25 protein-coding genes are annotated in these 25349 nt (G+C 71.8%); 10 read left to right on the forward strand and 15 right to left on the reverse strand.

From position 1 onward, the window contains the following. The first annotated feature begins 54 nt into the window (after positions 1-54). Positions 55-1260 (forward strand): cytochrome P450, encoded by a 1206-nt coding sequence (locus tag VMN58_09515; GenBank protein ID HUF33430.1) that lies wholly within the window; start codon positions 55-57, stop codon positions 1258-1260. Here VMN58_09515 and VMN58_09520 read toward each other — a convergent pair. Beyond that, positions 1257-2063 carry an RNA methyltransferase gene (locus VMN58_09520; protein ID HUF33431.1) on the reverse strand — a complete coding sequence of 269 codons (807 nt, stop codon included), beginning with the start codon at positions 2061-2063 and terminating at the stop codon, positions 1257-1259. The genes VMN58_09515 and VMN58_09520 overlap by 4 nt on opposite strands. Positions 2064-2134: 71 nt before the next feature. Between VMN58_09520 and VMN58_09525 the strand changes: the two genes are divergently transcribed. Together VMN58_09525 and VMN58_09530 are read left to right on the forward strand one after the other, a co-directional pair. Then, positions 2135-4675, forward strand: coding sequence for a DUF3516 domain-containing protein (locus VMN58_09525; GenBank protein ID HUF33432.1), 2541 nt, complete (start codon positions 2135-2137; stop codon positions 4673-4675). A 53-nt stretch (positions 4676-4728) separates the two neighbouring features. Further along, complete coding sequence (locus VMN58_09530) at positions 4729-5637, forward strand: M15 family metallopeptidase (protein HUF33433.1); 909 nt, start codon at positions 4729-4731, stop codon at positions 5635-5637. Positions 5638-5661: 24 nt separating this feature from the next. On the opposite strand, the gene VMN58_09535 is transcribed toward VMN58_09530, so the two are convergent. Together VMN58_09535 and VMN58_09540 are read right to left on the reverse strand one after the other, a co-directional pair. Then, positions 5662-6828, reverse strand: a complete 1167-nt coding sequence (locus VMN58_09535; GenBank protein HUF33434.1) for an amidohydrolase family protein — start codon at positions 6826-6828, stop codon at positions 5662-5664. 119 nt (positions 6829-6947) lie between these two features. Then, positions 6948-7130 (reverse strand): hypothetical protein, encoded by a 183-nt coding sequence (locus VMN58_09540; GenBank protein ID HUF33435.1) that lies wholly within the window; start codon positions 7128-7130, stop codon positions 6948-6950. An 89-nt stretch (positions 7131-7219) separates the two neighbouring features. Here VMN58_09540 and VMN58_09545 point away from each other — a divergent pair, with 89 nt between their 5' ends. Further along, positions 7220-7444, forward strand: a complete 225-nt coding sequence (locus tag VMN58_09545) for a DUF3039 domain-containing protein (protein HUF33436.1) — start codon at positions 7220-7222, stop codon at positions 7442-7444. A 26-nt stretch (positions 7445-7470) separates the two neighbouring features. Further along, positions 7471-8295 (forward strand): DUF3097 family protein, encoded by an 825-nt coding sequence (locus VMN58_09550; GenBank protein HUF33437.1) that lies wholly within the window; start codon positions 7471-7473, stop codon positions 8293-8295. A gap of 20 nt (positions 8296-8315) precedes the next feature. Here the strand turns inward: VMN58_09550 and VMN58_09555 are convergent, their stop codons facing one another. The 9 genes from VMN58_09555 to VMN58_09595 all read right to left on the reverse strand — a co-directional run bounded on the left by VMN58_09555 (position 8316) and on the right by VMN58_09595 (position 19000). Beyond that, positions 8316-9845 (reverse strand): hypothetical protein, encoded by a 1530-nt coding sequence (locus VMN58_09555; protein ID HUF33438.1) that lies wholly within the window; start codon positions 9843-9845, stop codon positions 8316-8318. Then, on the reverse strand, positions 9842-10375 hold the full coding sequence (locus tag VMN58_09560; GenBank protein ID HUF33439.1) for an RNA polymerase sigma factor: 534 nt from the start codon (positions 10373-10375) through the stop codon (positions 9842-9844). Before VMN58_09560 ends, VMN58_09555 begins: the two co-directional genes overlap by 4 nt. 19 nt (positions 10376-10394) lie before the next feature. Then, positions 10395-12476 carry a beta-propeller domain-containing protein gene (locus VMN58_09565; GenBank protein ID HUF33440.1) on the reverse strand — a complete coding sequence of 694 codons (2082 nt, stop codon included), beginning with the start codon at positions 12474-12476 and terminating at the stop codon, positions 10395-10397. A 118-nt stretch (positions 12477-12594) separates the two neighbouring features. Next, entirely contained in the window at positions 12595-13560 is a 966-nt protein-coding gene (locus VMN58_09570; GenBank protein ID HUF33441.1) for an alpha/beta fold hydrolase, read from the reverse strand. Next, positions 13560-14387, reverse strand: a complete 828-nt coding sequence (locus VMN58_09575) for an SDR family NAD(P)-dependent oxidoreductase (GenBank protein ID HUF33442.1) — start codon at positions 14385-14387, stop codon at positions 13560-13562. The genes VMN58_09570 and VMN58_09575 overlap by 1 nt, the downstream gene beginning before the upstream one ends. Beyond that, positions 14387-15946, reverse strand: a complete 1560-nt coding sequence (locus VMN58_09580) for an NAD(P)/FAD-dependent oxidoreductase (protein HUF33443.1) — start codon at positions 15944-15946, stop codon at positions 14387-14389. Before VMN58_09580 ends, VMN58_09575 begins: the two co-directional genes overlap by 1 nt. Beyond that, entirely contained in the window at positions 15943-16740 is a 798-nt protein-coding gene (locus VMN58_09585; GenBank protein HUF33444.1) for a MerR family transcriptional regulator, read from the reverse strand. The genes VMN58_09580 and VMN58_09585 overlap by 4 nt, the downstream gene beginning before the upstream one ends. 48 nt (positions 16741-16788) lie before the next feature. Next, complete coding sequence (locus VMN58_09590; GenBank protein HUF33445.1) at positions 16789-17952, reverse strand: MFS transporter; 1164 nt, start codon at positions 17950-17952, stop codon at positions 16789-16791. A 52-nt stretch (positions 17953-18004) separates the two neighbouring features. Next, on the reverse strand, positions 18005-19000 hold the full coding sequence (locus VMN58_09595) for a Gfo/Idh/MocA family oxidoreductase (GenBank protein ID HUF33446.1): 996 nt from the start codon (positions 18998-19000) through the stop codon (positions 18005-18007). A gap of 207 nt (positions 19001-19207) precedes the next feature. Here VMN58_09595 and VMN58_09600 point away from each other — a divergent pair, with 207 nt between their 5' ends. Beyond that, positions 19208-19444, forward strand: coding sequence for a hypothetical protein (locus tag VMN58_09600; GenBank protein HUF33447.1), 237 nt, complete (start codon positions 19208-19210; stop codon positions 19442-19444). Beyond that, positions 19441-19872 (forward strand): hypothetical protein, encoded by a 432-nt coding sequence (locus VMN58_09605; protein ID HUF33448.1) that lies wholly within the window; start codon positions 19441-19443, stop codon positions 19870-19872. Before VMN58_09600 ends, VMN58_09605 begins: the two co-directional genes overlap by 4 nt. 34 nt (positions 19873-19906) lie before the next feature. Here the strand turns inward: VMN58_09605 and VMN58_09610 are convergent, their stop codons facing one another. Continuing rightward, positions 19907-20386 (reverse strand): GNAT family N-acetyltransferase, encoded by a 480-nt coding sequence (locus VMN58_09610; GenBank protein HUF33449.1) that lies wholly within the window; start codon positions 20384-20386, stop codon positions 19907-19909. A 243-nt stretch (positions 20387-20629) separates the two neighbouring features. On the opposite strand from VMN58_09610, the gene VMN58_09615 reads away from it, so the two are divergent. Further along, on the forward strand, positions 20630-21931 hold the full coding sequence (locus tag VMN58_09615; protein HUF33450.1) for an alkyl sulfatase dimerization domain-containing protein: 1302 nt from the start codon (positions 20630-20632) through the stop codon (positions 21929-21931). Positions 21932-22063: 132 nt separating this feature from the next. On the opposite strand, the gene VMN58_09620 is transcribed toward VMN58_09615, so the two are convergent. Further along, positions 22064-22936, reverse strand: a complete 873-nt coding sequence (locus VMN58_09620) for an aminoglycoside phosphotransferase family protein (protein ID HUF33451.1) — start codon at positions 22934-22936, stop codon at positions 22064-22066. Positions 22937-23459: 523 nt separating this feature from the next. On the opposite strand from VMN58_09620, the gene VMN58_09625 reads away from it, so the two are divergent. Both VMN58_09625 and VMN58_09630 read left to right on the forward strand, forming a co-directional pair. Beyond that, on the forward strand, positions 23460-23816 hold the full coding sequence (locus VMN58_09625) for a phosphotransferase (protein HUF33452.1): 357 nt from the start codon (positions 23460-23462) through the stop codon (positions 23814-23816). A gap of 113 nt (positions 23817-23929) precedes the next feature. Beyond that, a complete protein-coding gene (locus VMN58_09630) occupies positions 23930-24631 on the forward strand; it encodes an alpha/beta fold hydrolase (GenBank protein ID HUF33453.1) in 702 nt (233 codons plus the stop codon). A 120-nt stretch (positions 24632-24751) separates the two neighbouring features. On the opposite strand, the gene VMN58_09635 is transcribed toward VMN58_09630, so the two are convergent. Then, positions 24752-25349: DUF6351 family protein (locus tag VMN58_09635; protein ID HUF33454.1), on the reverse strand; the 598-nt coding region annotated here is incomplete at its 5' end.

Below are 25349 nucleotides of genomic sequence, written 5' to 3' on the forward strand. Positions count from 1 at the left end.
GTAGCTCCTCGACGGGCCCCCGGGACGACGGTCCGATCGCCTAGGCTGACGACGATGTCAGTCACTGCGCCGACCACCACCGACCGCCCCACGGCCGACCTGCTCGACCCGAGCTTCTACGTCGACCTCGACGCCATGCACGAGGCGTTCCGCTGGATGCGGGCCAACGAGCCCGTCTACCGCGACGAGGCCAACGCGCTCTGGGCGGTGACCCGCCACGCCGACGTCATCGACGTGGAGCGGCGGGCGAAGGTCTTCGTCAGCGGCCAGGGCTACCGCTCGTTCCACAGCCCGTCCGAGAGCAACATGATCGCCCAGGACGACCCTGGCCACGCCGAGCAGCGGGCCCTCGTCGCCCGCCGGTTCACCCCCAAAGCCGTGCTGCGCCACGAGGAGACCATCCGCTCGATGGTGACCGGGCTGCTCGACTCGATCGCCGAGGCCGGACGGATGGAGGTCGTCGGTGATCTCGCCGCCCCGCTGCCCTGCAAGCTGACCGCCCACCTGCTCGGCTTCCCCGAGGACGCCTGGCCCGAGGTGCGATCGTGGTCGGAGCGCCTGATGCGCATCGACCGCATGACGCGCGAGCCCGAAGTCGCGATGGACCTCATCATGGCGTGCCAGGAGTTCCAGGCCGTGCTCGACGACGTGGTGCCGGCGCGCCGCGAGGAGCCGGCCGACGACCTGGTCTCGGTGTGGGCCAACGCCGAGGTCGGTGGCTGCCCCATGAGCGGCGAGACCATCTTCCACGAGACCGGGCTCTTCATCTCCGGCGGGGCCGAGACCACCCGCACGGTCATCGCCCGCGGGATCGCCGCCCTTTGCGAGCACCCCGAGCAGTGGGAGGCGATCGCCGCCGACCCCGCCCTCGTGCCGCACGCCGTCGAGGAGCTGATCCGCTGGGTCACCCCCCTCAACAACTTCTTCCGAACCGCGACGGCCGACGCCACCATCGCCGACACCGCCGTCGCCACCGGCGACCGGGTGATCCTGCTGTACCCCTCCGCCAACCGCGACGAGGCCGTCTTCGACGATCCGTACCGCTTCGACGTCGCCCGCGCCCACAACAACCACGTGGCGTTCGGCTTCGGACCCCACGTCTGCGTCGGCGCCCCCCTCGCCCGCCTCGAGCTGCGCATCCTCTTCGAAGAGCTCGCCCGGCGCTTCACCAACCTCCACGCCCTCGGGCCCCTCGAGCTGGAAGCCAGCATCTTCGCCACCGCCGTGGAGCGCTTCGAGGTCGGCTTCGACCTGCGTTAACCGCGCGGCGGGCGGAGGTGGTGGAAGGCGATGGCGGCGGCGGTGGCCGCGTTGAGGGAGTCGACGCCTTCGGCCATCGGGATGGCGACGCGCTGGTCGGCCGCGGCCAGGGCGGCCTCGCTGAGGCCGGGGCCCTCGGCCCCGAGCATGATGGCGAGGCGCTCGCCCGGCCGGGCCGCCACATCGTCGAGCGGCTCGGCGCCCTGCGGGGTCAGGGCCAGCAACCGGAACCCCGCTGAGCGGATGTCATGGAGGGCGTCGGGCCAGGCGTCGGCTCGCGCCCACGGCGTCGCCAGCACGTAGCCCATGGAGACGCGCACGGTGCGGCGGTAGAGCGGGTCGGTGCAGGCCGGGTCGAGGACGACGGCGCCGACGCCGAGGGCGGCGGCGTTGCGGAACACCGCGCCCAGGTTCTCGGTGTCGGTGAGGCCCTCCACCACGGCGATGCGGTCGTGGCCGGCGACCACGTCGGTCACGGTCGAGGCCGCCGGCCGGTCGGCCGAGGCAAGCACCCCGCGGTGGACGTCGAAGCCGGCCACCGCGCTCATCACCGCCTGGTCGGCCAGGTAGACGGGCACGTCGGGGTCGAGGTCGATCAGGTCGTCAGCCAGCGTCGCCAGCCGCGGCGGCGTCACCAGGACCGACCGCAGGGCCACCCCGGCGGCCATGGCCCGGCGCACCACCAGCTCGCTCTCGAGCATGAACGTGCCAGCCCCCAGGCGGCGACGGGCCGCGTCGGTGAGGCCCACGTACTCGGCGACCCGGGGGTCGCCCGGGTCGCTGATCAGCACCGGATCGGCCATCACCCGAGTCTGCCTGCACCCGACCGGCCGCGACGTCGCTACCGTCGAGACATCGCCTCCCCTGCCTGCCGATGACCTCCACCGCCCCCACCATCACCGACCTGTTGCCGGCCGGCTGCGGCGCCGACGCCGCGTTCGAGGCGTTCACCACCTGGGTGGCGTCGGAGGGCATCGAGCTCTACCCGGCCCAGGAAGAGGCCCTGCTCGAGGCCTACGCCGGGAGCAACGTGATCGTCGCCACCCCCACCGGGTCGGGGAAGTCCCTCATCGCCCTCGGGGCGCACGTCGCCGCCATGGCCGAGGGACGACGCAGCGTCTACACCGCGCCGATCAAGGCGCTCGTGTCGGAGAAGTTCTTCGCCCTCTGCCGCCAGCTCGGCTCCGACAACGTGGGGATGGTCACGGGCGACGCGTCGGTGAACCCCGGGGCACCGGTCATCTGCTGCACCGCCGAGATCCTCGCCAACCGGGCCCTGCGCGAGGGCGCCACCGCCGATGTCGGCCAGGTCGTCATGGACGAGTTCCACTTCTACGCCGACCCCGACCGCGGCTGGGCGTGGCAGGTCCCGCTGCTCGAGCTGTCCCAGGCACAGTTCGTGATCATGTCGGCCACGCTCGGCGACGTGAGCCGCTTCGAGCGCGAGCTCACCGAGCGCACCGGCCGGGCGACGGCCACGGTCACCAGCGTGGAGCGGCCCGTACCACTCGACTTCGAGTACCGCCGCACGCCGCTGCTCGCGTCCCTCGAGGAGCTGCTGGAGACCGGGCGGGCACCGGTCTACGTCGTGCACTTCACCCAGGCGTCAGCCGCCGAGCGGGCGCAGTCCCTCATGAGCGTCAACATGTGCACCAAGGAGGAGAAGGCGGCCATCGCCGAAGCCATCGGCGCCTTCCGCTTCGGTCCGGGGTTCGGAAGGTACCTGTCGCGCTACGTGCGCCACGGCATCGGCGTGCACCACGCCGGGATGCTCCCCAAGTACCGGCTCCTGGTCGAGAAGCTCGCCCAGGAGGGGCACCTCAAGGTGATCTGCGGCACCGACACCCTCGGCGTCGGCATCAACGTCCCCATCCGCACGGTGCTCATGACCCAGCTGTGCAAGTACGACGGCACCTCCTCGCGGCTGCTGAGCGCCCGGGAGTTCCACCAGATCGCCGGTCGGGCCGGACGGGCCGGCTACGACACGTCGGGCACGGTGTGGGTCCAGGCGCCCGAGCACGTGGTGGCCAACGAGGTGGCCGTGGCCAAGGCGGCCGACGACCCCAAGAAGAAGAAGAAGCTGGTCCGCAAGAAGCCGCCGGAGCGTGGCTTCGTGAGCTGGTCGGACGACACCTTCGAGAAGATCGTGTCGGCCCCGCCCGAACGCCTCACGTCGAGCTTCGGCGTGTCGCACTCGATGCTGCTCAACGTGCTCGACCGCCCCGGCGACGGGTGCGCGGCCGTACGGCGCATCCTCGTCGACAACCACGACCCGCGCCCCGCCCAGCGACGGCACATCCGGCGGGCCATCGCCATCTACCGGTCGCTCGTCTCGTCGGGTGTCGTCGAGCAGCTGCAGCGCCCCGACCCCGACGGTCGCACCGTGCGGGTCACCGTCGACCTGCAGGCCGACTTCGCCCTCAACCAGCCGCTGTCGCCGTTCGTGCTGGAGGCAATCGGCCACCTCGACCGGGAGGCGCCGGCGTACGCCATGGACGTGCTGACGATGGTCGAGGCGACGCTCGAGAACCCCAACGTGGTGCTCATGGCCCAGCTCTCCAAGCTCAAGGGCGAGGTCGTCGCCGAGCTCAAGATGCAAGGCATGGAGTACGAGGAGCGCATGGAGGTGCTCGACCAGCTCGAGCACCCCAAGCCGCTGCGGGACGAGATCTACGGGATGTTCAACGAGTACCGGGCACTGCACCCCTGGGTCGCCGACCACGACATCAAGCCGAAGTCCATCGCCCGCGACCTGTACGAGCGGGCCATGACCTTCGCTGAGTACATCGACCACTACGGCCTCGCCCGCTCCGAGGGCCTGGTGCTGCGCTACCTGACCGACGCCTGGAAGGGCCTGGTGCAGAACGTGCCGGAGGACGCCAAGACCGATGAGGTCTACGACGTCACCGAGTGGCTCCTCGCCATGATCCGCCAGGTGGACTCCTCGCTGGTCGACGAGTGGGAGCGCCTCCGCCAGCCCGAGGTGGCGGTGGAGGAGATGGCCGCCGACCCGACCGCGGTCCGCCTCCCCGAGGAGCCCCCGAAGGTCACCGAGAACTCGAGGGCCTTCCGGGTGATGGTGCGCAACGACGCCTTCCGCCGGGTGGAGCTGCTGGCCCGTCGCCGCTACGGCTCCATCGCCGAGCTCGACGCCGGTGAGGCCATGGCGGTCGAGGACATGGCAGCCGCAATGAACCCGTACTGGGAGGAGCACGAGGCCGTGGGCACCGGGCCCGACGCCCGCGGCCCGGCCCTGTTCCAGGTCGAGGAGCACCCCGACCACTGGGACGTGCACCAGGTCCTCGCCGACCCCGACGGCGACCACGACTGGTCACTGCGGCTCCACGTCGACCTCGTCGCCTCCGACGAAGAGGGCCACCCGGTCATGCACGTGGCCACCATCGGGCCGAGGTAGCGCCGCCAGGGCGCGGTCGCATCGACGGCGGGCACCGGTACCGTCGTCAGGCGATGTGGTCTCCCCTCCCCCTCCGCAACACCGCCGTAGGCGTCGCCCTCACCTTGCTCGCCACGGCCTGCGGCGGCGGCGACGATGCCGCCCCTGAGCGGGTCGCAGACACCACCACGCCCGCACCCACCACCACCGAGGCGCGACCGGCGGCCGAGACCGACAGCGAGGCCCTCGAGGAGACGACCCAGCCCGTGGACCCCGCCTTCGCCCGCCCGGCGTGGCTCGGCACCCGCGAGCTCCCCCTTCGGCCCGACGGGCTCGGCGAGATCCAGCCCACCCCACCCGAGCTCGACCCCCGGGCGCTCGCCACGCCCTCCGAGCTGCCCCCACCCGCCGACGACCGCTATGCCTCGAGCGTGAGCGTCGTGGCACCCGACGTCGTCGCCCGATCCACGTACAACGACACCTGCCCTGTCGGCCTCGACGAGCTGCGGTACCTGAACGTGTCGCACTGGGGCTTCGACGGGCTGCACCACACCGGCGAGCTCCTCGTCCACGCCGACCACGCCGACGACGTCGTCGAGGTGTTCCGCCGAGTCCACGAGGCGCGCTTCCCCATCGAGGAGATGCGCATCACCGAGGCTCACGAGCTCGATGCCCACCCCACCGGTGACGGCAACAACACGGGCGCCTTCGTGTGCCGGGTTTCGAGAGCCGCCGACCCGACCTGGTCGGAGCACGCCTACGGCCGGGCGGTCGACATCAACCCGTTCCACAACCCCTACGTGCGCGACGACATGGTGATCCCGGAGCTGGCCTCGACCTACGTCGACCGCGCCGACGACCGTCCGGGGATGATCCAGGCGGGCGGCCCGGTCGTCGAGGCCTTCGCCGCCGTGGGCTGGTCCTGGGGCGGGGACTGGCGCTCGTCGAAGGACTACATGCACTTCTCCGTCAGCGGCCGTTAGTCGGCCCTCCGTCAGGCGCGGCGATCAGGCCGCCACCGTCACCGGGGCCATCCCCATCATCTCGGCGAAGTTGCCCGCGTAGAAGCGCTCCTGCGCCTCGTCGTCAACGCCCTCGAGGCACCCGCGGAACTTGCGGAGCGGGTCGCGGCCGCCCTCGGGGTGGGGGTAGTCGGACGAGAAGAGGAAGAGCTCGGCGCCGCCCTGCTCGATGAGCCAGTCGACGGGCTCGTCGGGGAAGGGGGTGAACTTGAGGTGCCGGCGGACGTACTCCGACGGCGCCAGCTCGAGTCGCTGGAGGGGCTCCTCGGTGCGGGCGAAGGACTTCACCGCCAGGTCGAGCCGCCGCATCCACGAGGGGACCCACAGCGCACCGTGCTCGATGCAGCCGCCCCGCAGGTCCGGGAAGCGGTCGAACATCCCGTCGAGGATCATCGCCGCGAGGAAGACCTCGGGCGAGTGGTGGACGGCCATGTAGTCCTTGGCGCGGATGTTCTCGCCGCCGCCAAGGTGGTCGACGACCGGCATGTCGTTGTTGTGGAAGGCACGGTCGAGGATCTTGCCGCCGCCACCGATGTGGTTCACGAACGGGACCCCTGCCTCCTCGAGGGTCGCCCAGAAGGGGTGGAGGTCGGGGTGGGTCGGCGAGCGGTCGCCCGCCGCTGTGGAGGGCACCATGACCGCTGCGGCACCGAGGGAGAGGGCCTCATCGAGCGCGGTCCGGGCACGGTCGGGGTCGACCAGCGGCACGTTGGCCACCGGGAGCAGGCGCTCGTCGTGGGCACAGAAGTCGGCCACGGCCCGGTTGTGGGCGAGCGTGCCGCCGTAGAGGAGGTCGAGGTCACGCCCGCCGTACTGGACCGGTGCGAAGGTCGAGAACACGAGCTGGGCCTCGAAGCCGAGGAGGTCGAGCACCCGGCTCCGCTCGGCGGGGTCGAAGGCTCCCATGGCCAGCCAGCCCTTGTCGGTCATCAGGCGCTCCTCGCCCTTGGCCAGCGCCTCGGGGTCCTCCGCGCGCGCCGCGGCGCGGGCCTGGGCCTTGTCGAGCAGCTCGCTCAACCCGGGGGCACCCGTGATCGGCCGGAGCTTCTCCCGGATGTCGGGATCGGCGTAGCCGGCGAGCCAGTCGCCCAGCTCCATCAGGTGGCTGTCGGCGTCGTAGAAGACGCGCCCCTCGGCGTACGGCATTGGCATCCCCCTGTGCTGGTGTCGCGCGAGCCGCTCGTGGCGACCAGTTGCCGACACCATAGCCCTCGACTTGACCCGTGGGTCAAGAAAGACGGCGAGAAGGGCTGCGCCGGCGGGGCGTGACCTCAGCCTCGGATCTCGCGCCAGGGGGCGTCGCGGTTGCGCACCAGCTGCAGGCCGCACCCGGTGCACGAGCCCCGCTCGAGGGCGGCGGTGCGTCGGGCGTCGTCGGCCGGGCGGGGGCACACGGGGGTGCCGCACTCCGGGCACCCGTCGGCCCGGGAGGGACGGTCGGTCTCCTCGCTCACCCGCCCATCGTCGCACGGCCGCTGCCGCGAACAGTGCAGACCTGCCCGCCGCACCCGCGGTGCCGCGTCGCTGGGGCATCATGGAGCCCATGAGCGACACCACCACCGAGGTCGCGCCCGTCCAGCCCGATCTCGACGACGGCGACCACGAGCGCATGGCGCACTACGTGAACAAGGTCGATGCCGTGCGCTCCAACGTCACCGGAGAGCCCGTCGTCGCCCTCTGCGGCAAGCGCTGGGTGCCGAACCGCCTCCCCGAGAAGTACCCCGTCTGTCAGACCTGCGCCGAGATCCTGGCCTCCCTCACCAAGTGACCCTCGTGGTCTAGGTTCGCCCGCCCATGGAGCGGCGACGGCGTGGCGGCATCCTGAGCGGACCGGTCGACGGGCCCGAACGCGCCCGTGCGGCGTACCCCGACGTCGAGGCCACCGCCGGCCTGCGGGTCGTCCACCGTGCCACGGGGATGCGGGGCGCGGTGATCCGCGTCGAACGCGACGCCGCTGTGCTGCGCACGCCCACCGGCGGCGAGCGCCTCTTCCGCTTGGCGCCCGGAGCGTTCAGCGTCGACGGGCGGGTGGTCAGCCTGGTCCGCCCCCAGCCAACTTCCGCCTCGTCAGCGCCAGCGCGCACCGCCTCGGGATCCGTGTCGGTCGGTCCGGCGCCGGCCAAGGTGGCGCGGGCCAGCAGGATCCTCGTGGAGGGGATCCACGACGCCGCCCTCGTCGAGCGCGTCTGGGGCGACGACCTCCGGGTGGAGGGGATCGTGGTCGAGCGCCTCGACGGCCTCGACGACGTGGCTGGCGTCGTCCGGGCCTTCGCCCCGACGGCGGGCCGGCGCCTGGGGATCCTCGTGGACCACCTGGTGCCGGGCAGCAAGGAGGCACGACTGGTCGCCGAGGTCACCCACCCGCACGTCCTCGTCACTGGCACGCCCTACGTCGACGTCTGGCAGGCCGTCCGACCGCACGTGGTCGGCATCGAGGCGTGGCCGGTGGTGCCCAAGGGCCGTCCGTGGAAGGAGGGCATCTGCGCTGCCCTCGACGAGGACCACCCCGGTGCGCTGTGGCGACGCATCCTGGCCAGCGTTGAGAGCTACGCCGACCTCGAGCCGTCGTTCGTCGGCGCCGTGGAGTCGTTGATCGACTTCCTCACCGAGGAGGGCTGAGGGGCCGGAGGGACCATCGGTCACGACGGGGCGCGCTCGAACGGCCCGTCGGCCCGGAAGGCCCCCTGCTCGGGACGGAGGGGCACCGCCTCGGGCGTGCGCGCCCGGGTCCCCGGCCGCACCTCGAAGGGCGGTGACCACGACGACGACCACCCCACCAGCCGGTCGAGCGACGCTTCGTCGAGGACCGCCCCGCCGTTGTCGAAGAGCAGGAAGGCGATGGCCTTGGCGGTGACCCAGCCGTGCACTGCCTCGGCCGAGAGCGGGTGGCCCAGCGCGTCGCGCAGGGCGTCGAGCTCCTCGCCGCGCGCCGGCGCATAGGGCGACAGGACCTGCAAGGCCGCCGCCGCGGCGTCGTCGACGGACGCATCGATCCACGCCGAGCCCACACCCCACGTCCCCGACCGTGGCGGTGGGCGTCCCGACGCCACGGCCAGCCAGGCGGCGACCGCGTCCGGTGGCAGGGCGAGGAAGGCGGCGTCGGCGGCGACGAGCGTCGGCGCGCCTCGGTCGAACGGGACCCGCAGCGGCGTGACCCCGCGGTCGCGGAGGGCACGTTCGAACGCCCCCGCCACCTCGCCCCACGGCGACGCCGCGTCGACGTAGACCGCAGCACGCTCGCCGACACCCGATGACGGGTAGGCGCGGGCCACGGCGAGGCGGGCCTGGGCCTCGAGCGGACTGGCGAGGGAGGTGACAGCGCCCCGCAGCGGCGCGTCGGTGACGTGCAGGGTCTCGAACAGCACGCCCTCGACCCACGGCGGCATCGCACCGCCGTCGGCGGCCACGGCGGCGGCGCCGAGGTTCACCGACGCCACCGCCCCCGAGGTGGGGCCATCGGTGCCCACCGTGAGAACAGGCCGGCCGCCGACCCCTCCGGCCTCGTTGAGCAGCCGCAGGTAGGCCCGGAACCCCTCGGCCGCCACGGAGCCGTCGCCGTCGAGGACCACGAGCAGCTCATCCGCCCCGCCCGCGGTCGGGCCGGCCGACACGTCCCCGCCGGATCCACCCCCGCCGCCGGCGTCGGCCTGTCCGCCGGCCTGACCCCCGGCCGACGGGGATGCCCCACCCTCCGGAGCGCCCGGTGGCGGGAGCGCCACGAACGGCGGAGGCTCCGGCGCCCCCGGTGCCGGACCGGCGCCGTCGGGACCGGGCAACCCCTCCCTGTCCACCCCGGCCCGGGGCTCGACCGGTGCGGTGGGCGACGTCGCCACCCGATCGTCGGTGGCGTCGCGGCCAGCGGTCACGAGGAGCCCGGCGAGGACGACGATCGCGGCGGCTGCGGCGGTCAGGCGCACGAGGGCGGGCGGCGGACCGGCGAGGCTGGCAGTCACCCGCCGGTGGAGGCGACGCGGCATGGGTGGCGCGGGCAGAAGGGACGCCTCGAGCCGCTGGCGGAGATCCTCGGGAACCGGCCGGGCCGCTTCAGCACCGACGAGGACGGGCGCCACCCCCGTGAGCCCGATCTCGAGGTCCGCTCTCAGGAGGGGCGGCAGCGGACGCGGCCGGTCGATCCCTTCGAAGAGCTCGGCGAGGTCCCGCTCGCTCACGTCGCCACCTCGAGCTCGACGCGCAGGGCGTCGCGCGCCCGTTGGAGGAGGGACTGGACCTGCACGCGCGTGCGGCCGAGGTCGGCAGCGATCTCGGCGACGGCGCGGCCGTCGAGGTACTTCATCACCAGGACCTGCCGGTGCGGGACCGACAGGCGCCCGAGCGCACGCACCACCGCGTCGCGCTCGGTGATCACGTCGAAGCCGGTGCTCTCCGGCGGCTCGGGCACCGCTGCGAGGCCGCGACGCGCCTCCGCCTGCCGTCGCTCGGCCTCGTAGTGGCGCGCCAGGCGCCTGGACGCGATCGAGCACAGCCAGGTCGTGACCGCCGAGTCGCCCCGGAACGACGACGCGCCACGCATGGCCTCCAGGAACGTGTCCTGGACGATGTCGGCGGCCGCCTCATCGTCCCCGCCCACCCTCGCGAACACGTAGCCGTAGAGCACCGGTCCGGCCTCGTCGAGGAGGCGGCGGACGGCAGCGTGGTCGCCGGTGGCAGCCGCGCGCAGCCAGGCCGCGTCATCGCTCACCGCGAACACACGGCCGGCGTCAGCTGCCGGGCCCGGGGAGCAACCCGGGCGTCGTCGTGGTGGTCGTGGACGACGGCGGCGGCTCGGGGGGCGGCTCGCAGCGAACGGCGTCGTCGTACTCGAGGGCGGACAGAGGCCGGAGGTCGTCGAGGTCGTCGACGCGGACCCCTGCGGCAGAGAACGTGTAGAGGGCACCGTCGATGACGCGTGACCGGCGGATCGACACCGTGCAGGTCCCGTCCTCACCGGTGCGGTGCTCGACGCGGCCCACCTCGGAGATCGACGAGGTGGTGACCTCGAGGGCGACCGCTCCGTCGAAGCCCCGGCCGTCGAACAGGGGCAGGACGGCGCGCCCCGGGCTCGGCCACCACGTGAAGGCCCGGTGGTCGTTCTCCACCGCCGAGAACGTACCCCGCTCGCCCAGGCGGAGGTGGGCGATGCGCCGCGGGCGGGTGGCGTCGGTGACGTCGAAGAGCGAGACCTGGGTGCCGTCGACCATGCCGTCCTCGTCCGGGTCGTCCTGGCCGATCCCGAGGAGGATGCCGTCGCCGACGGGGTGCAGGTAGGCCGAGAACCCCGGGACCTTCAGCTCACCGAGCACCCTGGGAGCGCGGGGATCAGCGAGGTCGATGACGTAGAGCGGGTCGACCAGGCGATAGGTCACCACGTAGCCACGGTCGCCCATGAAGCGCACGGCGTAGATCCGCTCGGTCGGTCCGAGCCCGGTGACGGCGCCGATCGGCACCAGGGCTGCGCCCTCCTGGCGGAGTACCGTCACCGTGCTGGTGCTGGCGTCGCCATCCCCGAGCGTCGTTGCCACCCGCAGGTCGCCGCCGTGCTCGGACATGGCCCACTGCGCCAAGTTGCCGCCGCCGCCGCCGAGGAACGGGCGGAGGAGGTGACCGGCGACCGCACCGGACGCCTCGTAGCGAGTGCGGTGGGGCTGGCGCACGTCGAAGCGGTGGACGTGGGTCACCTCGTCCCCGGGGCGCGCGCGCCCGTCGTCCGGCCACACCCCTGCCGCCACGTAGAGGTGGCTCCTGCTGGCGTAGACCTCATGGGCGGCAGCGACGATCGAGGTCGAGTCCACCAGCTCGCCGGCTGCGGGGTCGAGGGTCAGCACCGTGGTGGTCCCGAACCCGGAGAAGGTCCCCGGGGTGAGGACGCCCCCGCACCCGGCCGGCGTTGCCACCTCGGGAAGCCAGTCGCCGAGGGAGGAACGGTCGACGACCTCCCGGTTGCGGGCGAGCGCCTCGGCAACCGCTGCGTCGTCTCGTCCCGCCGGGTGGGTGAAGCGCAGCGAGGGCCCGTCGCTGGCCACGACGAGGCGGACCACCCCGTCGGCCGACCGAGCCGACACGTGGTGCCCCGACACGGTCACGTCACTGGTGACGGTGGCGGCCGCGGCGTCGCCGACGTTGACGACGACGACTCGTGTCGCCGGCCGATCGGCCCGCACCCGGCTGATCACCACAGCGTGGTCGCCCACGAGGAGCATCTCGGCGTCGTACCCCACGCCCAGCGCCACCGTGGACGCGACCGCGAGCCCGCTCCCCTCGCGGGTGAGGACGCGCAGGTGGCCGTCGAAGAGCGTGACGATGCGCGTGCTCGAGTTCTTGACGATGTCGGGCTCGTCGACCCCCTGCTCCTGCACGTTGGTGGTCGAGTACCCCCCGTCACCACCCGACCCCGCCGTCGCCTGTCCTCCGCCTGACCCGTCGGCGCTCGATTCGGGCATGGTGGCGGCGCCGCCGATCCCCGGCAGCCCCCAGGGCGTGACCCGTTCGAGGCCCTCTCGCTTGAGGTCGGCCAGGACCTCCTGACAGGTGCCGGCGGCCCGCAGCGAGACCGGCGCCACGGCGACAGGTGTGGGCGGGACCGCCGGGTCCGGTCGGCCCTCGCCGGCTTCGACGACGGGGTCAGGCTGTCGCGCTCGGAGGCGCCACGCCGAGGGCGCGCCCGCTCCCGCCGTCTCGGATCCGGTCCCCAGGGCAGCCGTCACCGGCGCCGTGTCGTCGCCACCGTCGGCGCTCACCGCCACGACCAGACCGGCTACGAGGAGGACCCCGATCACCACCGCCAGACTGCGTCGTGCCTGCATCGCCACTCCCCTCACCTGCCGGTCGCTGGACGGACCGGTGCACATGAGTGCGCGAGAGATGCCGCGATCAACCGCGAACACCGCGAATCCTTGCTCGGGTCGCGGTGACGCCGCCGGCTCATGCCGCGGAAGCGGCCTCCATTGCTGCGGCCTCGATGGCCGCCGCCACCTGGTCGGGGGCCTCAATCGGGAGCATGTGACCAAAGCCGTCCAGAGTGACCAGCTCTGCCCCGGGGATGACGTCGGCCAGCTCTGCCGCCCGACCTGGCGGTGTCAACCGGTCGTGGGGACCGACGAGGATGGTGACCGGCACCCCGATGGCGGCGATGCCCTCGCGGAGGTCCATCGCCTGCATGGCAGTGAGCAGACCGGCCCGGGTCTCTGGAGGGCAGGCGAGGAACTGGTCGCGGGTGAGCACGAGGTGGTTCCGGCACACCATCTTCCCCAGCGAACCTCGCACGAGGGCGTGACCGACGGGCGAGGCAAGCGCACGAGCCAGCCGGGGGCTGGCGACCACCGTCGCCGCGGTCGCGTCGCGGGTCCCCTGGCTCAGCCCGGAGGCAGCGGTGCTCACGAGGACGATCGCGGTGGCCCGCTCGTCGAGGACATCGAGGTGGTGCGAGGCCAGCGCCTGGATGGTCATCCCGCCCATCGAGTGACCGGCGAGCACCGCGCCGCGCAGGTCGAGCTGCTCGAGCACCGCCGCCAGGTCAGCGCCGAGGCGGGCGATGGTGAAGCCGTCGGAGCCCACCGTCGACGAGCCGTGGCCTCGCTGGTCGTAGAGCACGACCCGGTGGCCGGAGCGGAGGAGCCGGTGGGCGACCGGGGCCCACAGCTCCCGGGCGTTGGTCCACCCGTGGGCCAGGACGATCGTCGGCCCGGCGCCGGCGTCGGTCACCGCCAGCTCGGCGCCGTCGTCGGTGATGACGGTGCGGGCCTCCCCGGCGGGCAGCAGGCGCTCCTCGGGCCGGCAGGGGTCCTCCGCGGCAGCCCAGCGGGCGTCGGCCCGGCGAGCGGCGACGGCGGCGACTCCGGCAGCGGCGAGCGTGGCGGTGAGGGCGAGGGTCCGGCGACTGGGAGCCATCAGCGACGACCTCCACGGGCCACGGCCTGCTGGAGGGCGAGAGGCGCCAAACGGTGGAGGAACCATCCGATGCGGGCCTCGAAGCCGACGGGCACCACCACCCGGTCGCGCTCCACGGCGTCGATGATGGCGGCGGCGACCTTCTCGGGCTTGTGGCCCCGCTGGAAGATCTTGGCCGTTCGGCGCTTGGCCTCAGGATCGTCCTGGTCGCCCAGGAAGCGGGTGTGGTCGATGATCGGGGTGTTGATCACGCCCGGGCACACGGCGGTGACGCCCACCCCACGAGGCCCCCAGTCGGCCCGGAGGCACTGCGACAAGGCGAGCACCGCAGCCTTGGTGGTCACGTAGGCGGGCTCGGTCGCGGTCGGCGTGTAACCGAGGCCCGACGAGAGGTTGACCACGTGTCCACGACCACGCGCCACCATCGCCGGCCCGAAGGCGGCGCAGCCGTTGACCACACCGTCGAGGTTGACGCTGCGGATCCAGGACCAGTCGTCGGCCGACATGTCGGCGAAGCGGCCGCTCATGCCCACACCGGCGTTGTTGACGAGCACGCCGAGGGCGCCGTGGGCGGACCGCACCTCGGCGGCGAGGTCCTCGACCGCCCCGCGGTCGGCCACGTCGATGGTGTGGGCGGTGGCCTCAGGGGCGCCGAGCTCCCCGCAGGTCGCTGCCGTCTTCTCGGCCGCCTCCCCGTCGATGTCGGCGCACAGGACGGTGGCGCCCCGTCCGGCGAGGGCGAGGGCGGTGGAACGGCCGATGCCGCTGCCGGCGCCGGTGACCAGCGCCACGGCGCCGCGGATCTCGATGTGTGCGGTGCGGCCCATCAGCGGGCACCTCCGGTGGTAGTGGTAGGAACGGTGGTCTCGGTCGGGACGGGCGGCGCGGTCAGCTCGTAGCTGCTGGCGTCGAAGCGGCGGGTGCGCGCCCGGAACTTGTAGGTGTGGTCGGGCCACAGGGTGGTGTTGCGGCCCTCGGCGTCGAGGTACCAGCTGGCGCAGCCACCGGAGTTCCACACGGTGCCGGCCGCCTTGGCCTGGATCTCCTCCGACCAGGCGGCAAACGTCGTGGGCCGGACATCGACGCTGGCCGCGCCGGTCTCGTCCATGAGGCGCAGGGCGTCGGTGATGTAGGCCAGCTGGGCCTCGATCATCACGACCAGCGAGGTGTGGCCGATCCCCGTGTTGGGGCCGGCGAGCAGGAAGAGGTTGGGGAAGCCCGGCACCGTCGTGCCGAGGTAGGCCTGGGCACCGGTCGACGCCCACCGGTCGGCCAGGGTGGTGCCGCCCACCCCACGGAGGCGGTTGGCCACCGGGTTGTCGGTGACGTGGAAGCCGGTGCCGAAGATGATCGTGTCAACGGCGTGCTCGACGCCGTCGGCGGTCACCACGGCGTGGGGACGGACCCCGACGATCTTCTCGTTCGCCACGTCGACGTTGGGCTGGCCGAGCGCTGGGAAGTAGTCGTTGCTCAGCAGCAGGCGCTTGCACCCGGGCTTGTAGTCGGGGGTCAGTCGGGCCCGGAGCTCGGCATCGGGGACCTGCTCGTGGAGCTGCTTGCGGGCCATGCGCTCCAAGCCGTCGAGCGACTTTGCGTTTCGGAGCAGGGAGGTCCCGAAGAGCTCGCGCGACCAGTAGACCATCGACCGCACCGCCCGCTGGGCAGCAGGGACCCGGCGGTAGAGGGCGCGCTCGGCGGGCGAGATCCGCCGGTTCCGGTGCGGCAGCACCCACGGCGGGGTGCGCTGGAACAGGGTGAGGTGGCCGACGACCGGCTGGATCTCAGGCACGAACTGGATGGCCGACGCACCGGTGCCGATGACCGCGACGCGCTCGCCGGCGAGGTCGTGGTCGTGACGCCAGGTCGCGGAGTGAAAGGTGGTGCCCTCGAAGGTGTCGAGGCCGGGGAGGTCGGGGATCGCCGGCTCGGCCAGCGGGCCGTTGCCGAGGATGAGGACGTCGGCGGTCATCGGTCCGGCGGCGGTGTCGATCGCCCAGCGCTGGGCGGCGGCGTCCCACCGGGCCTCGCGAACCTCATGACCGAAGCGGATGCGCTCGATCACACCGTGCTCCTCAGCCGTGCGGCGGAGGTAGGCGAAGATCTCGGGCTGAGGCGAGTAGGTCTCGCTCCAGTCGGGGTTGGGGGCGAAGGAGAACGAGTAGAGGTGCGAGGGCACGTCGCAGCGACAGCCGGGGTAGCGGTTGTCGCGCCAGGTGCCGCCGACGTCGTCGGCCCGCTCGAGGATGGTGTGCTCGACTCCCTCCCGCTGGAGGGCGATGGCGGCGCCGAGGCCGGCGAAGCCGGTGCCGACGATGGCCACGCGCACGTGGTTCGCGGATTGGGTTGCGGTTGGCACCGGCGGGGTGGGCGCGGTCGTGGCGGTCATCGTGAGGTCCCTTCGGGGGAGTCGGTTGGGCTGGCGGGGCCTGCCTCGGCAGCGGCGGCGAGGTCGTCGAGGAGGGCACGCTGCGCCCGCTCCATCTCGTGGGCGAAGAGGAGGTCGACGGTGCGCCGGGTCAGCGGCTGGAGCTGGTCGAGCAGGCCGGCGAGCGCGTCGGGGCCCTCGGTGCTCAGGTGGGCGACGCTGACCTCCTCGGTGAAGCGGGCCACCAGCTCCTCGGCGGTGGCGCGCAGGCGCGCCTGGAGGAGGTCCCGCATCCGCATCCCCACCTCCAGGTCAAGCCCGAGGCGGAGCGATGCGACGGCGACGTCGAGCATCCCCGGACTGGGCACGAGGTAGACGACGGGTGTCGTGTCCGCACGGCGCTCGACCACGCCGGTCCGCTCCAGTCCCTCACGGGTCCCCGAGGGGAGGCCGGCCAGCCGAGCCGCGAGGTCGTCCTCGGCGACGAGGGCGGGGGCGTCGTCGCTCCACGGTCGGGCCAGCGCCTCACCGAGGCCGTGCCAGCCGGCGATGGCGGCGGCGCCGTCACCGTGGCGCAGGATCTCGTGGATCGCCGTGAGGCGCAGGCCGCGGTGCTGGAGCTCGGTGATGGCCTCGAGCCGACGGCGGTGACCGTCGCCGTAGCGGACCTCGCGACCCGACCGGACCGGCGCGTCGAGGAGGCCTTCGGCCTGGTAGTAGCGGATGGTGCGCACCGAAACGCCGGTGCGGTCGGCGAGCTCCTGGACGCTCAGCGCCGCGCCCTCCTCGACCACCGTCATCCCTCGATCAGTCACAGTGCTACTGTGACTGTCACAGTGCATACTGTCAAGTTCAGCGATGCGCTACCGAGCGGGTCGGTCGGCACCACCGACCGAGGGCGCCGGCTCCCCGCCGAACCAGCGGTGGAGCAGCACCAGGCCCAGCAGCGAGAGGCAACCCGCCACCGCGAACGCCGCGCCGTAGCCGGTGAGGCTCACCACCACCCCGAGGACGACGGCCCCGATGCCCTGGGACAGGTCGAAGAACGTGGTGAAGGTCGCGGTGGCCGACCCCCGCTCCGCCAGCGGGGCACGGTCGACCACCAGCGGCATGAGGGCGGGGAACAGCAGAGCCATCCCGAGGGCGAGCAGCACCGTGCCCAGGTACAGCCCGGTAGGGGCCGCCCACGCCGAGGTCACGAACATCCCAGCGGCGATCGAGGACAGCGCGCCGGTGGCGCCCCTGAGCGACCCCAGCCGGTCGGGGATCCGAGCGCCGAAGATGCGGACCACCAGGACGATGACGGCGTAGAGGGCGAAGACGAAGCGCGACCCCGCCAGGCCGATCGTTGCCACGTACAGCGGCACGAACGCGGCGAAGCCCACGAACCCCACCACGGCCAGCGAGAGGATCACCCCTGGCGGCAGCCCGGCCCGGTGCAGCTGCCAGCGAGGTGAGCGCACCGCCGGGTCGCGGCGGGCGGCCGGCGGTGGGGTCCACAGGCCGAGGAGGCCACCGGCGGCGGCGAAGCCGGCCGCGGTGAGCCACACCGTGGTGAAGCCGCGCGCCTCGAGGAGCACCTCCCCGACCAGCGGGCCGATGGCGAGGCCGCCATAGACGGCGACCGAGAAGTAGCTGACGGCCTCTCCACGTCGCGAGGCTGGCGCCAGGTCGTTCACTGCGGTGGCGGCGCCGACGAAGACGCCCGCCTCCCCCACCCCCGTCACCAGACGCAGTGCCACCAGGGCCGGCAGCGAGGTGGCCAGGGCGTAGCCGCTGATCGAGAGGCTCATCAGGGCGGCGCCGGCGACCACGAGGAGGCGCCGGCCCCGCCGGTCGCTCAGCGGGCCCAGCGCCGGCTGGGCCACCGCCGCCGCGAACGCGATCGAGCCGACCACCAGCCCCACCCCGGCGCTGCCGGAACCCAGGGGCCCATCGACGTAGCGGGGCAGGACCGGGATCAGCATCCCGACCGAGATGAACGTGACCAAGGCGGCGCCGGTGACCACGGCGAAGGTGGACGTCACCAGGCGCGGCTGCTCCGGAGGCACCGTCAGCCTCGGCTGAAGCCTTGGGGCCTCACGGTGTGATCTCGGCGACCGCCACGGGTCGATGCTCGGCGAGCGATCGGTCGGCCGCAACGGCGACACGGAGCGCCTCGAGCGCGGCGTGCCCTGGGCTCCGGTTCTCACCCTCTCCCCGGACCAGCGCGACGAAGGCCTCGACCTCGGCGCGGTACGCCGGTCCGAACCGCTCCGAGAACGCCGGGTACGGCGCGATCGGGGGGCGACCACCGTCCAGATCCACCGATCGCAGCGGTGTCCGCTCGTTCCAACCGGCACACACCGCGTCGTGCGACCCGATGACCTCGGTCCGGTGGTCGTAGCCGAGCGGGTTCGCCCTCGCACCGGTGATCGACGCCAGGACGCCACCCTCGAGCACGAGGACGAGGGCGGACATGTCGACGTCGCCGTGCCGGCGGAACATCTCGTCGACGAGGACGGAGCCCGCCGCGTACACCTCGACGACGTCGCGCCCCGTCAACCACCGCACCGCGTCGAAGTCGTGGATGTGCATGTCGCGGAACACGCTGCCGGACTGGTCGAGGTACGACTCGTGCGGCGGGACGTGATCGTGGCTCGCGGCACGCACGAGGTAGACGTCCCCGAGGTCGCCGGACTCGACGAGCCTGCGCATCTCCACGAAGCCGGCGTCGAATCGGCGCATGAACCCGATCTGCACCTCGACACCGGCTCGCGCCACGACCTCTAGCGCCGTCGCCGTCGACGCCAGGTCCAGCGAGATGGGCTTCTCGCACAACATGGGCAGTCCGGCTGTCGCCACCGCCGCGAGGTCGTCGGGGTGGTTGGCGGTCGGGGTGGCGATGACGACGGCGTCGGCCTCGCCGAGCACGGCGTCACGATCGGGCAGCGCTCGCGCGCCGGTGGTCGAGACGGTTCGCTCCGCCGCTGCCGGATCTGGGTCGAACGCCACGATCTCCACGCCCTGGAGATCCGCCAGGTTCGCGGCGTGGGTCGCACCGATGCGTCCCAGCCCGAGCACGCCGACGATCACGACGGCACCCTACCGGCGGACCTCACGCCGGCGGAGGAAGCGCAGCGGCACAACCAGCGGGAGGAGCCCCAGCGTTGGTGGACAAGCTCCGGGCGTTTGGTGGATGGCTCGGCGTTGTCCAGCCCGACACTCGTCGCCGTCGACCCACCAGATCGACGCAGCTGACGCTTGGTGATCGGTTGTGCGTCACCAAGTAGACTGCTGGACATGAGTGTTCAGGAGTACCTCGTCTCTGCGTCCGGTCAGATGTCGCTGCCGGCAGGTGCTCGCCATCGATGGAACCTCGATGGCGGTGGCCCCGTCGATGTGATCGATCTCGGCTTCGGTGTGTTGACGGTGCCGAAGGGCTCCGGCCGGAAGCTGTTGGGGGATCTGGTCGGCCGCGACCAACACGCCGAGTTCGTCCGGTCACTCGATGATGATCCCGACCTCGCGACGACGTGACACGAGCCCTCCTCGATGACCACCTCCTGCGGGACCTCCTGGCCGACAGCGTGCCCGTGGGTCTCGAGGGTGTTCTCCGCGACCACGAACCTGCAACCACCAACCTGTACCTGTATCGGCTCGCCAAGAGCGTGGTGTCGTCTCGGGGTGGGGCGCTCACCGGCGGATGGACGACTGAACAACGCCGCGTGCTGGGCTCGAAGCTCCTGACGTTGCCGGCAAGCGTCGAGATCGTGCCCATGAGAACCATCGCCTACCGCATGGCCGAGATCGCGGCGGTCCACCGGGTCTCCACGCTCGGTGCGGAGTCCGTTGCCGCCTCCGAGCACCTCGATGCGCCGCTGTGCGTCTGGAGCGGAGACGATGGTCCGGGGATCCGTGCCGCGATGGACGACCTCGGCCGCGACTACCGCACCATCCAGCGCTGATCGGCCATTGCATCGCTTCAGGCGCTTCGGGCGACTAGAGGCGCATTCGGATCTCGAGCAGCTCCTGGTCAGCGATCTCCAGGTGGCGAGTCGCGCCGTCAGGCTGCCACCCGCTGCGCTCATAGAGCGATCGCGCTCGCTCGTTCACTTCGAACACCCAGAGGAGCGGGCGATGGAAGCCTCGGTGCTCCAGCGCGTGCCTTGCCGTGTCGAGAAGCGCGGTGCCGACCCCACTGCCCCAGTGCGCCGCAGCGACGTTGAGCATCCACAGCTCACCTCCGTCGGGCACCGACTCATCTCGGCTTGCTCCCACGGTCGTCACGCCGACGACCTCGCCCGAGCGGTCGGCAACGAACATCTCCGGACCGTGCTCGGGACCATCGACTGGTCGGCCGTCGTTCCACGCCGCTCGGATGCTGTCCTCCCAGACATCGACACGGTCTGCGAAGTCGAGACGGTCGAGGAACCCCTGGGGAAGGATGCCGCGATAGCCGCTGCGCCACGCGTCGGCCACGACGCCGGCGATCGCTGCGCCGTCCCCAGGGGCCGCCTTCCGGGTGAGGAGATCCATGAGCTGACGATTGCACAGGCTGCAGGAGGAAGGCCCTTCGATTGCCGCTTCTCGCCGGTCAGCAGCGCTCGGCGAGGAAGCCCTCGACCGCAAGACCTGGGGCAAAGCCGTCGTCACGACCTGACGCGGCTCACCTGACGCTGCGCGATGCTCGTCACCGACCCAACCCACGCTGGAGGTGGTCCCGTGGCTGACCTGCTCGCCCTCTCGTCCCGCATCATCGACAGCGGGGTCGCCGACGAACCCGTGAACCGGGTGACCCAGGAGCTCTCCGAAGTCGCCGACGGCATCGCCGTGGTCGAGTCGTTCTCCCACGTGGTGAGCATCGATACCGGCGACGGCCTGGTCTGCTTCGACGCCAGCGGCGTCGGCACCGGGGCGGAAGCCACCACCGCCCTGCGCACCTGGCGCACCGATCCGGTGGACACCCTCGTCTACACCCACGGCCACGTCGACCACGTCGGCGGCAGCGGCGCCCTCCTCGCGGATGCCCGCGAGCGGGGCCACCGTCCGCCCCGGGTCGCGGCCCACGAAGCGGTGGCGGCCCGCTTCGACCGCTACCGGCGGACCGACGGCTGGAACCGAGCCATCAATGCCCGCCAGTTCGGTGGCGTCTCCCGTCGCGCCGGACTCGGGATTGGGGCCCCCAAACGGTTCCTCCCCGATGACGTAGCTGCCCCGACGACCACCTTCGCCCACCACCTCTCGCTGTCGGTGGGCGGCACCGCCATCGAGCTGCGCCACGGCCGGGGAGAGACCGACGACCACCTCTGGGCCTGGCTCCCGGCCTCGCGGGCCATCTGCGCCGGTGACTTCGTGATCTGGAACTTCCCCAACGCCGGCAACCCCCAGAAGGTGCAGCGCTACCCTCTCGAGTGGGCCCAGGTCCTCCGGGAGATGGCCTCCATGGGTCCCGAGCTGTTGCTGCCCGCCCACGGGCTCCCCATCGGCGGCGCCGACCGGGTGGCCCTGGTGCTCGGCGAGATCGCTGCCGCCCTCGAGACGCTGGTGGCCGACACCCTCGCCCTCATGAACGACGGCGCCTCCCTCGACACGGTCCTCCACGAGGTGCGGGTCGGCCCCGAGGTGCTGGAGCGCCCCTGGCTGCGGCCCCTCTACGACGAGCCCGAGTTCGTGGTGCGCAACATCTGGCGGCTCTACGGCGGCTGGTGGGACGGCGACCCCTCGAGCCTGAAGCCGGCGCCGAGGGCCGACGTGGCTCGCGAGGTGGCGACCCTCGCAGGCGGGGCCCTGCTGCTCGCCCGTCGGGCCGGCGAGCTGGCCGACGCCGGCGACCTGCGGCTCGCCTGCCACCTCGCCGAGCTGGCAGCTGACGCCGACCCGACCGACGCCGAGGTCCACGAGGTCCGCGCCCGCGTCTACCAGGCCCGCCGCGACGCCGAGACGTCGCTCATGGCCAAGGGCATCTACGCCGGCGCCGCCCGCGAGTCACGAGCCGCGGCGGAGGGACCCGACGCAACGGGCTGATGGCGTTCGTCCCTCTTCATGGGATCGTTTCTGCCGAGGGGACGACCAGGAGGCTGGCCGTGGGTTCAGTGGACGACTCAGTGCGGTCGGGCGTTTCGCCCGATGTCTGGCCCATCACATGGTCGTCGAGGCTCATGCCCCGAGTTCCGCGAGCGCGCGGGCGATCGACGTCTCGAGGTCTTGTCGTTCCCGGTGTGGCCTCCCCGAGGTGCCGTGCCAGCCGAGCGCGTCGATGGCCATCGCCGCCTCCGCCCACGGGTGGTAGACCTCGCCGCTCACGTCCTGCCACACCTTCGTGAAGCGATCCGCCACCTCGAGGCCGAACCTACCGATCAAGTTGCCGCGGCAATGTGAAACGTCGACAGAGGGCGGCCCGATCGCCGCCGACTGCCAGTCGACGACGCCGGTCACCTTGCCGCGGCGGAACAACACGTTGCCCGGGTGGTAGTCGCGGTTGATGAAGGCCTCGGCATCGTCGGCCGGGGGAGCATGGAAGACCGCGACCGCCCGATCCCAGATCGACCGGTCGCGCAACCACGGCGGCGGCTCCCAGCGGTCGGGCCTGTACGGGCGGAAGGCGCGGATGCCGTCATCCGCCTCATGGGGAGTGGCATGGATTGGCGGCAGCGCTTCTGCCAGTTGGCGGAGCCACCCCTCGATGTTCGCTGGGGTCCAGTTGACACGTCCCGAAAGGCAGGACATGACCAGGGCGGGAACGTCAGCATGCACACCCGTCTCATCGCTGAGGATCGCCTTGGGCGTCACCGCGGCCGAGCGTTCCAGCACGCGGAGGGCCCGGCGCTCCTGGTCAATGATGTCGGGCTCTTCTTCGATCACGTCGGGGATGACGTACCGCCGCAAGATGACGCGGGAGTCGCCGACGGTCAACGCGTGAATAGCCGATGAGCTGCCACCTCGGCGCGCCTCGACCCGCGTCACGCGTTCGCCGAGCCGTTGCTCGACCCATCGCAGCGTGCTCGCGGGTGGCCGGCGACGAAGGAACACACTTCGCTCGTCATCGCCGAAGCCATGCGGCGGACTTGTGGGGGCCGGTGAGCCTTGGTTGGTGCTGCCAGACACGTTTGCTCTCCTTGAAGTCTCGAAGTGAAAGATGGGACTTCGGGAACCTCGGGGGCGGCGAACGTGCCGAACAGCATCAGTCAAAGGAGCGCATCGAAGAGGACTCTATCCACGAGCGCGGGCAGATCTCCGATGGCCCGCCGGATCGATCCGACCCACCAGGCGGCTTGCAGCACGCCCCTCGGCGAGGTCCAGCGGCCGAGACTCCGAGAGAGCGCCGCCGCTGAGTACGCGGGCCAAGGGACTTGGCCGTGCGCGCGAAGTGCCGCTCGGTGCGGTCTGCCGACGTCACGCAGCCGTTTTTCGGCGCGGGTGTTAGGTGCCGGGGACCGGCCCCTTGGTCGACCTCGTCGTCTCACTGGACCGGCTCAACCGGCCGAGGAGGGTGGTCCCAGGATCCGACGCCTCCCTAATCGCATCTGGAAGCCCTCCGGATGCGACATCATCCGTGGGTGCTCGCCGACCTGGTCATCACACACGGCGAACGTGCCGTCGTCCGCATCGGCGACGTGTTCAATCAAGGCACTTCCAAGTTGCTCACATCTTCATCACGACGGACACCGAGATCGCGGGGGTCATCGACTGGGGCGATACTGGGATCGGCGACCGCCACTACGACCTCGCTGTGCTCACGGTGGGACATGACGAACACCTCGAGGCGGTCCTCGACGGCTACGGCCTGGCCGTCGATCGTGACCGGATCTGCGGGTACTGGTCTTGGCGGCGGCTGGGATCAGTCCGATGGATGCTCGAGCACGGATACGACGCCGATGGCGACATCAGCGCGCTCGCCTTCGGGGTGTGAACCGGCTCCCGCCTGGCGATGCGGACGGAGGCGGTCCAGCCCGGGGCGCCAACTTCCGAAACGCCGTTAGGGACGGGTCTCGTTCTTGCTACGTTTCCTGACAGGCTGTTGGCGTGCCGGTGGTCGTCCTCATCCATAGCCCGCTGGTGGGCCCGTCGTCATGGCATCGCGTCGCCGAGGAGCTCAACAACCGTGGCCGCGAGGCGACCGTCCCGGATCTACGGGGTGCCGCGGAGAAGCAGGCAACCATCGCGGCGATCGCTGACAGTGCTGCACGTCAGATCCCGGACTCGGAGCTTGTACTAGTTGGACATAGCGGTGCCGGAATGCTTCTGCCTGCGATCGCTCACCGAGTGAGCACGCCGGTGACAGCCTTCTGCTTCGTCGACGCTCACCTGCCGCCAAGGAAGGGCGAGGTCCCGCTGGCGGACCCCGCGTTCTTCGGTTTCCTCAGTTCGATCTCCTCGCAGGGGCGCCTGCCACCATGGTCCTCGTGGTGGGGCCCGGAAACGATGGAAGCTCTCGTTCCAGATCCGGCGGTACGGGCGCAGCTCACTGAGGAGATGCCTTCGCTGTCGTTGGACTACTTCCTGCAAGAGATCCACGCCGTCGAACGATGGCCCGCGACGTGTGGCTATGTCCGCTTGAGCGCCTCTTACGAGCCCAGCGCATCAGAGGCTGAGGAACTCGGTTGGCCGGTCGAGCGGTTCTCAGCCGGCCACCTCCATGGAGTCGTTGATCCAGCGTCGGTCGCTGCCGCGGTTCTTGATGTCCTGGAGGTGTCCAGCGCGAGTCGCTCGCAGAAGCGCCGCTAGGGACGGCGGGCGTGTTTGGCTGGGCCGGTGTTTGGAGCGGCCGTTATCTCGCGCCCCCGACGGCACTTCGCGGCAGCGTCGGGAGCGAGCTCTCGACCCCGACGCATCGAACACTGCGGGTCAGGCCGGGCGGGTGACGCTCCGAAGGAGGAACCCCGCAAGCAACAGTGCCGCAAGAACGGGGAGGCGGGGGTCGCCGCCAGTGGCCGGCAGTCCGTCGCGTGCGGCTGTCGGCGATGGCGCAGTTCGTGTCGGAGCGAAGTACACCGACACCGGTGGCGGGCCCATGGGCACTCCGCCGTAGACCACGGCACCGGCGCTGTCCTGGTAGCGGAGCCACGTGAGCGCTGCTTGGAACCCGTTCCCGGGGCGGCTGTAGTCGCAGACGCCGGTCGGGAACGCGCCGCGAAGCGTGTCTTGTTGGGCGCTGGTGAAAACATCGCTGAACGTCTGGCCGGCATAGACCCAGTCGTCGATCGGCATCGTCTCGCAGTCGAGACGGTCGTCGGTGAAGCCGACGACGCCGGGTCCGACGCCGTTGACGGGCGCGGCGTCGCCGCCGCCGGCCTCGATGCGTGGAGAGCTGTAGATCGTCGCGTCGACGGTGGCGTCGCACAGCTCGAGCGGGGCGTCGGCCCCATCGGTGGCGACACACCGCTCGGCGATGCCCGCCTCTTCCTGTGCGTCACGGATCTTGCGCGGCAGCGGAACCGTTCGA

It is taken from the genome of Acidimicrobiales bacterium, from assembly GCA_035512495.1.
Classification (GTDB): domain Bacteria; phylum Actinomycetota; class Acidimicrobiia; order Acidimicrobiales; family CADCSY01; genus DATKDW01.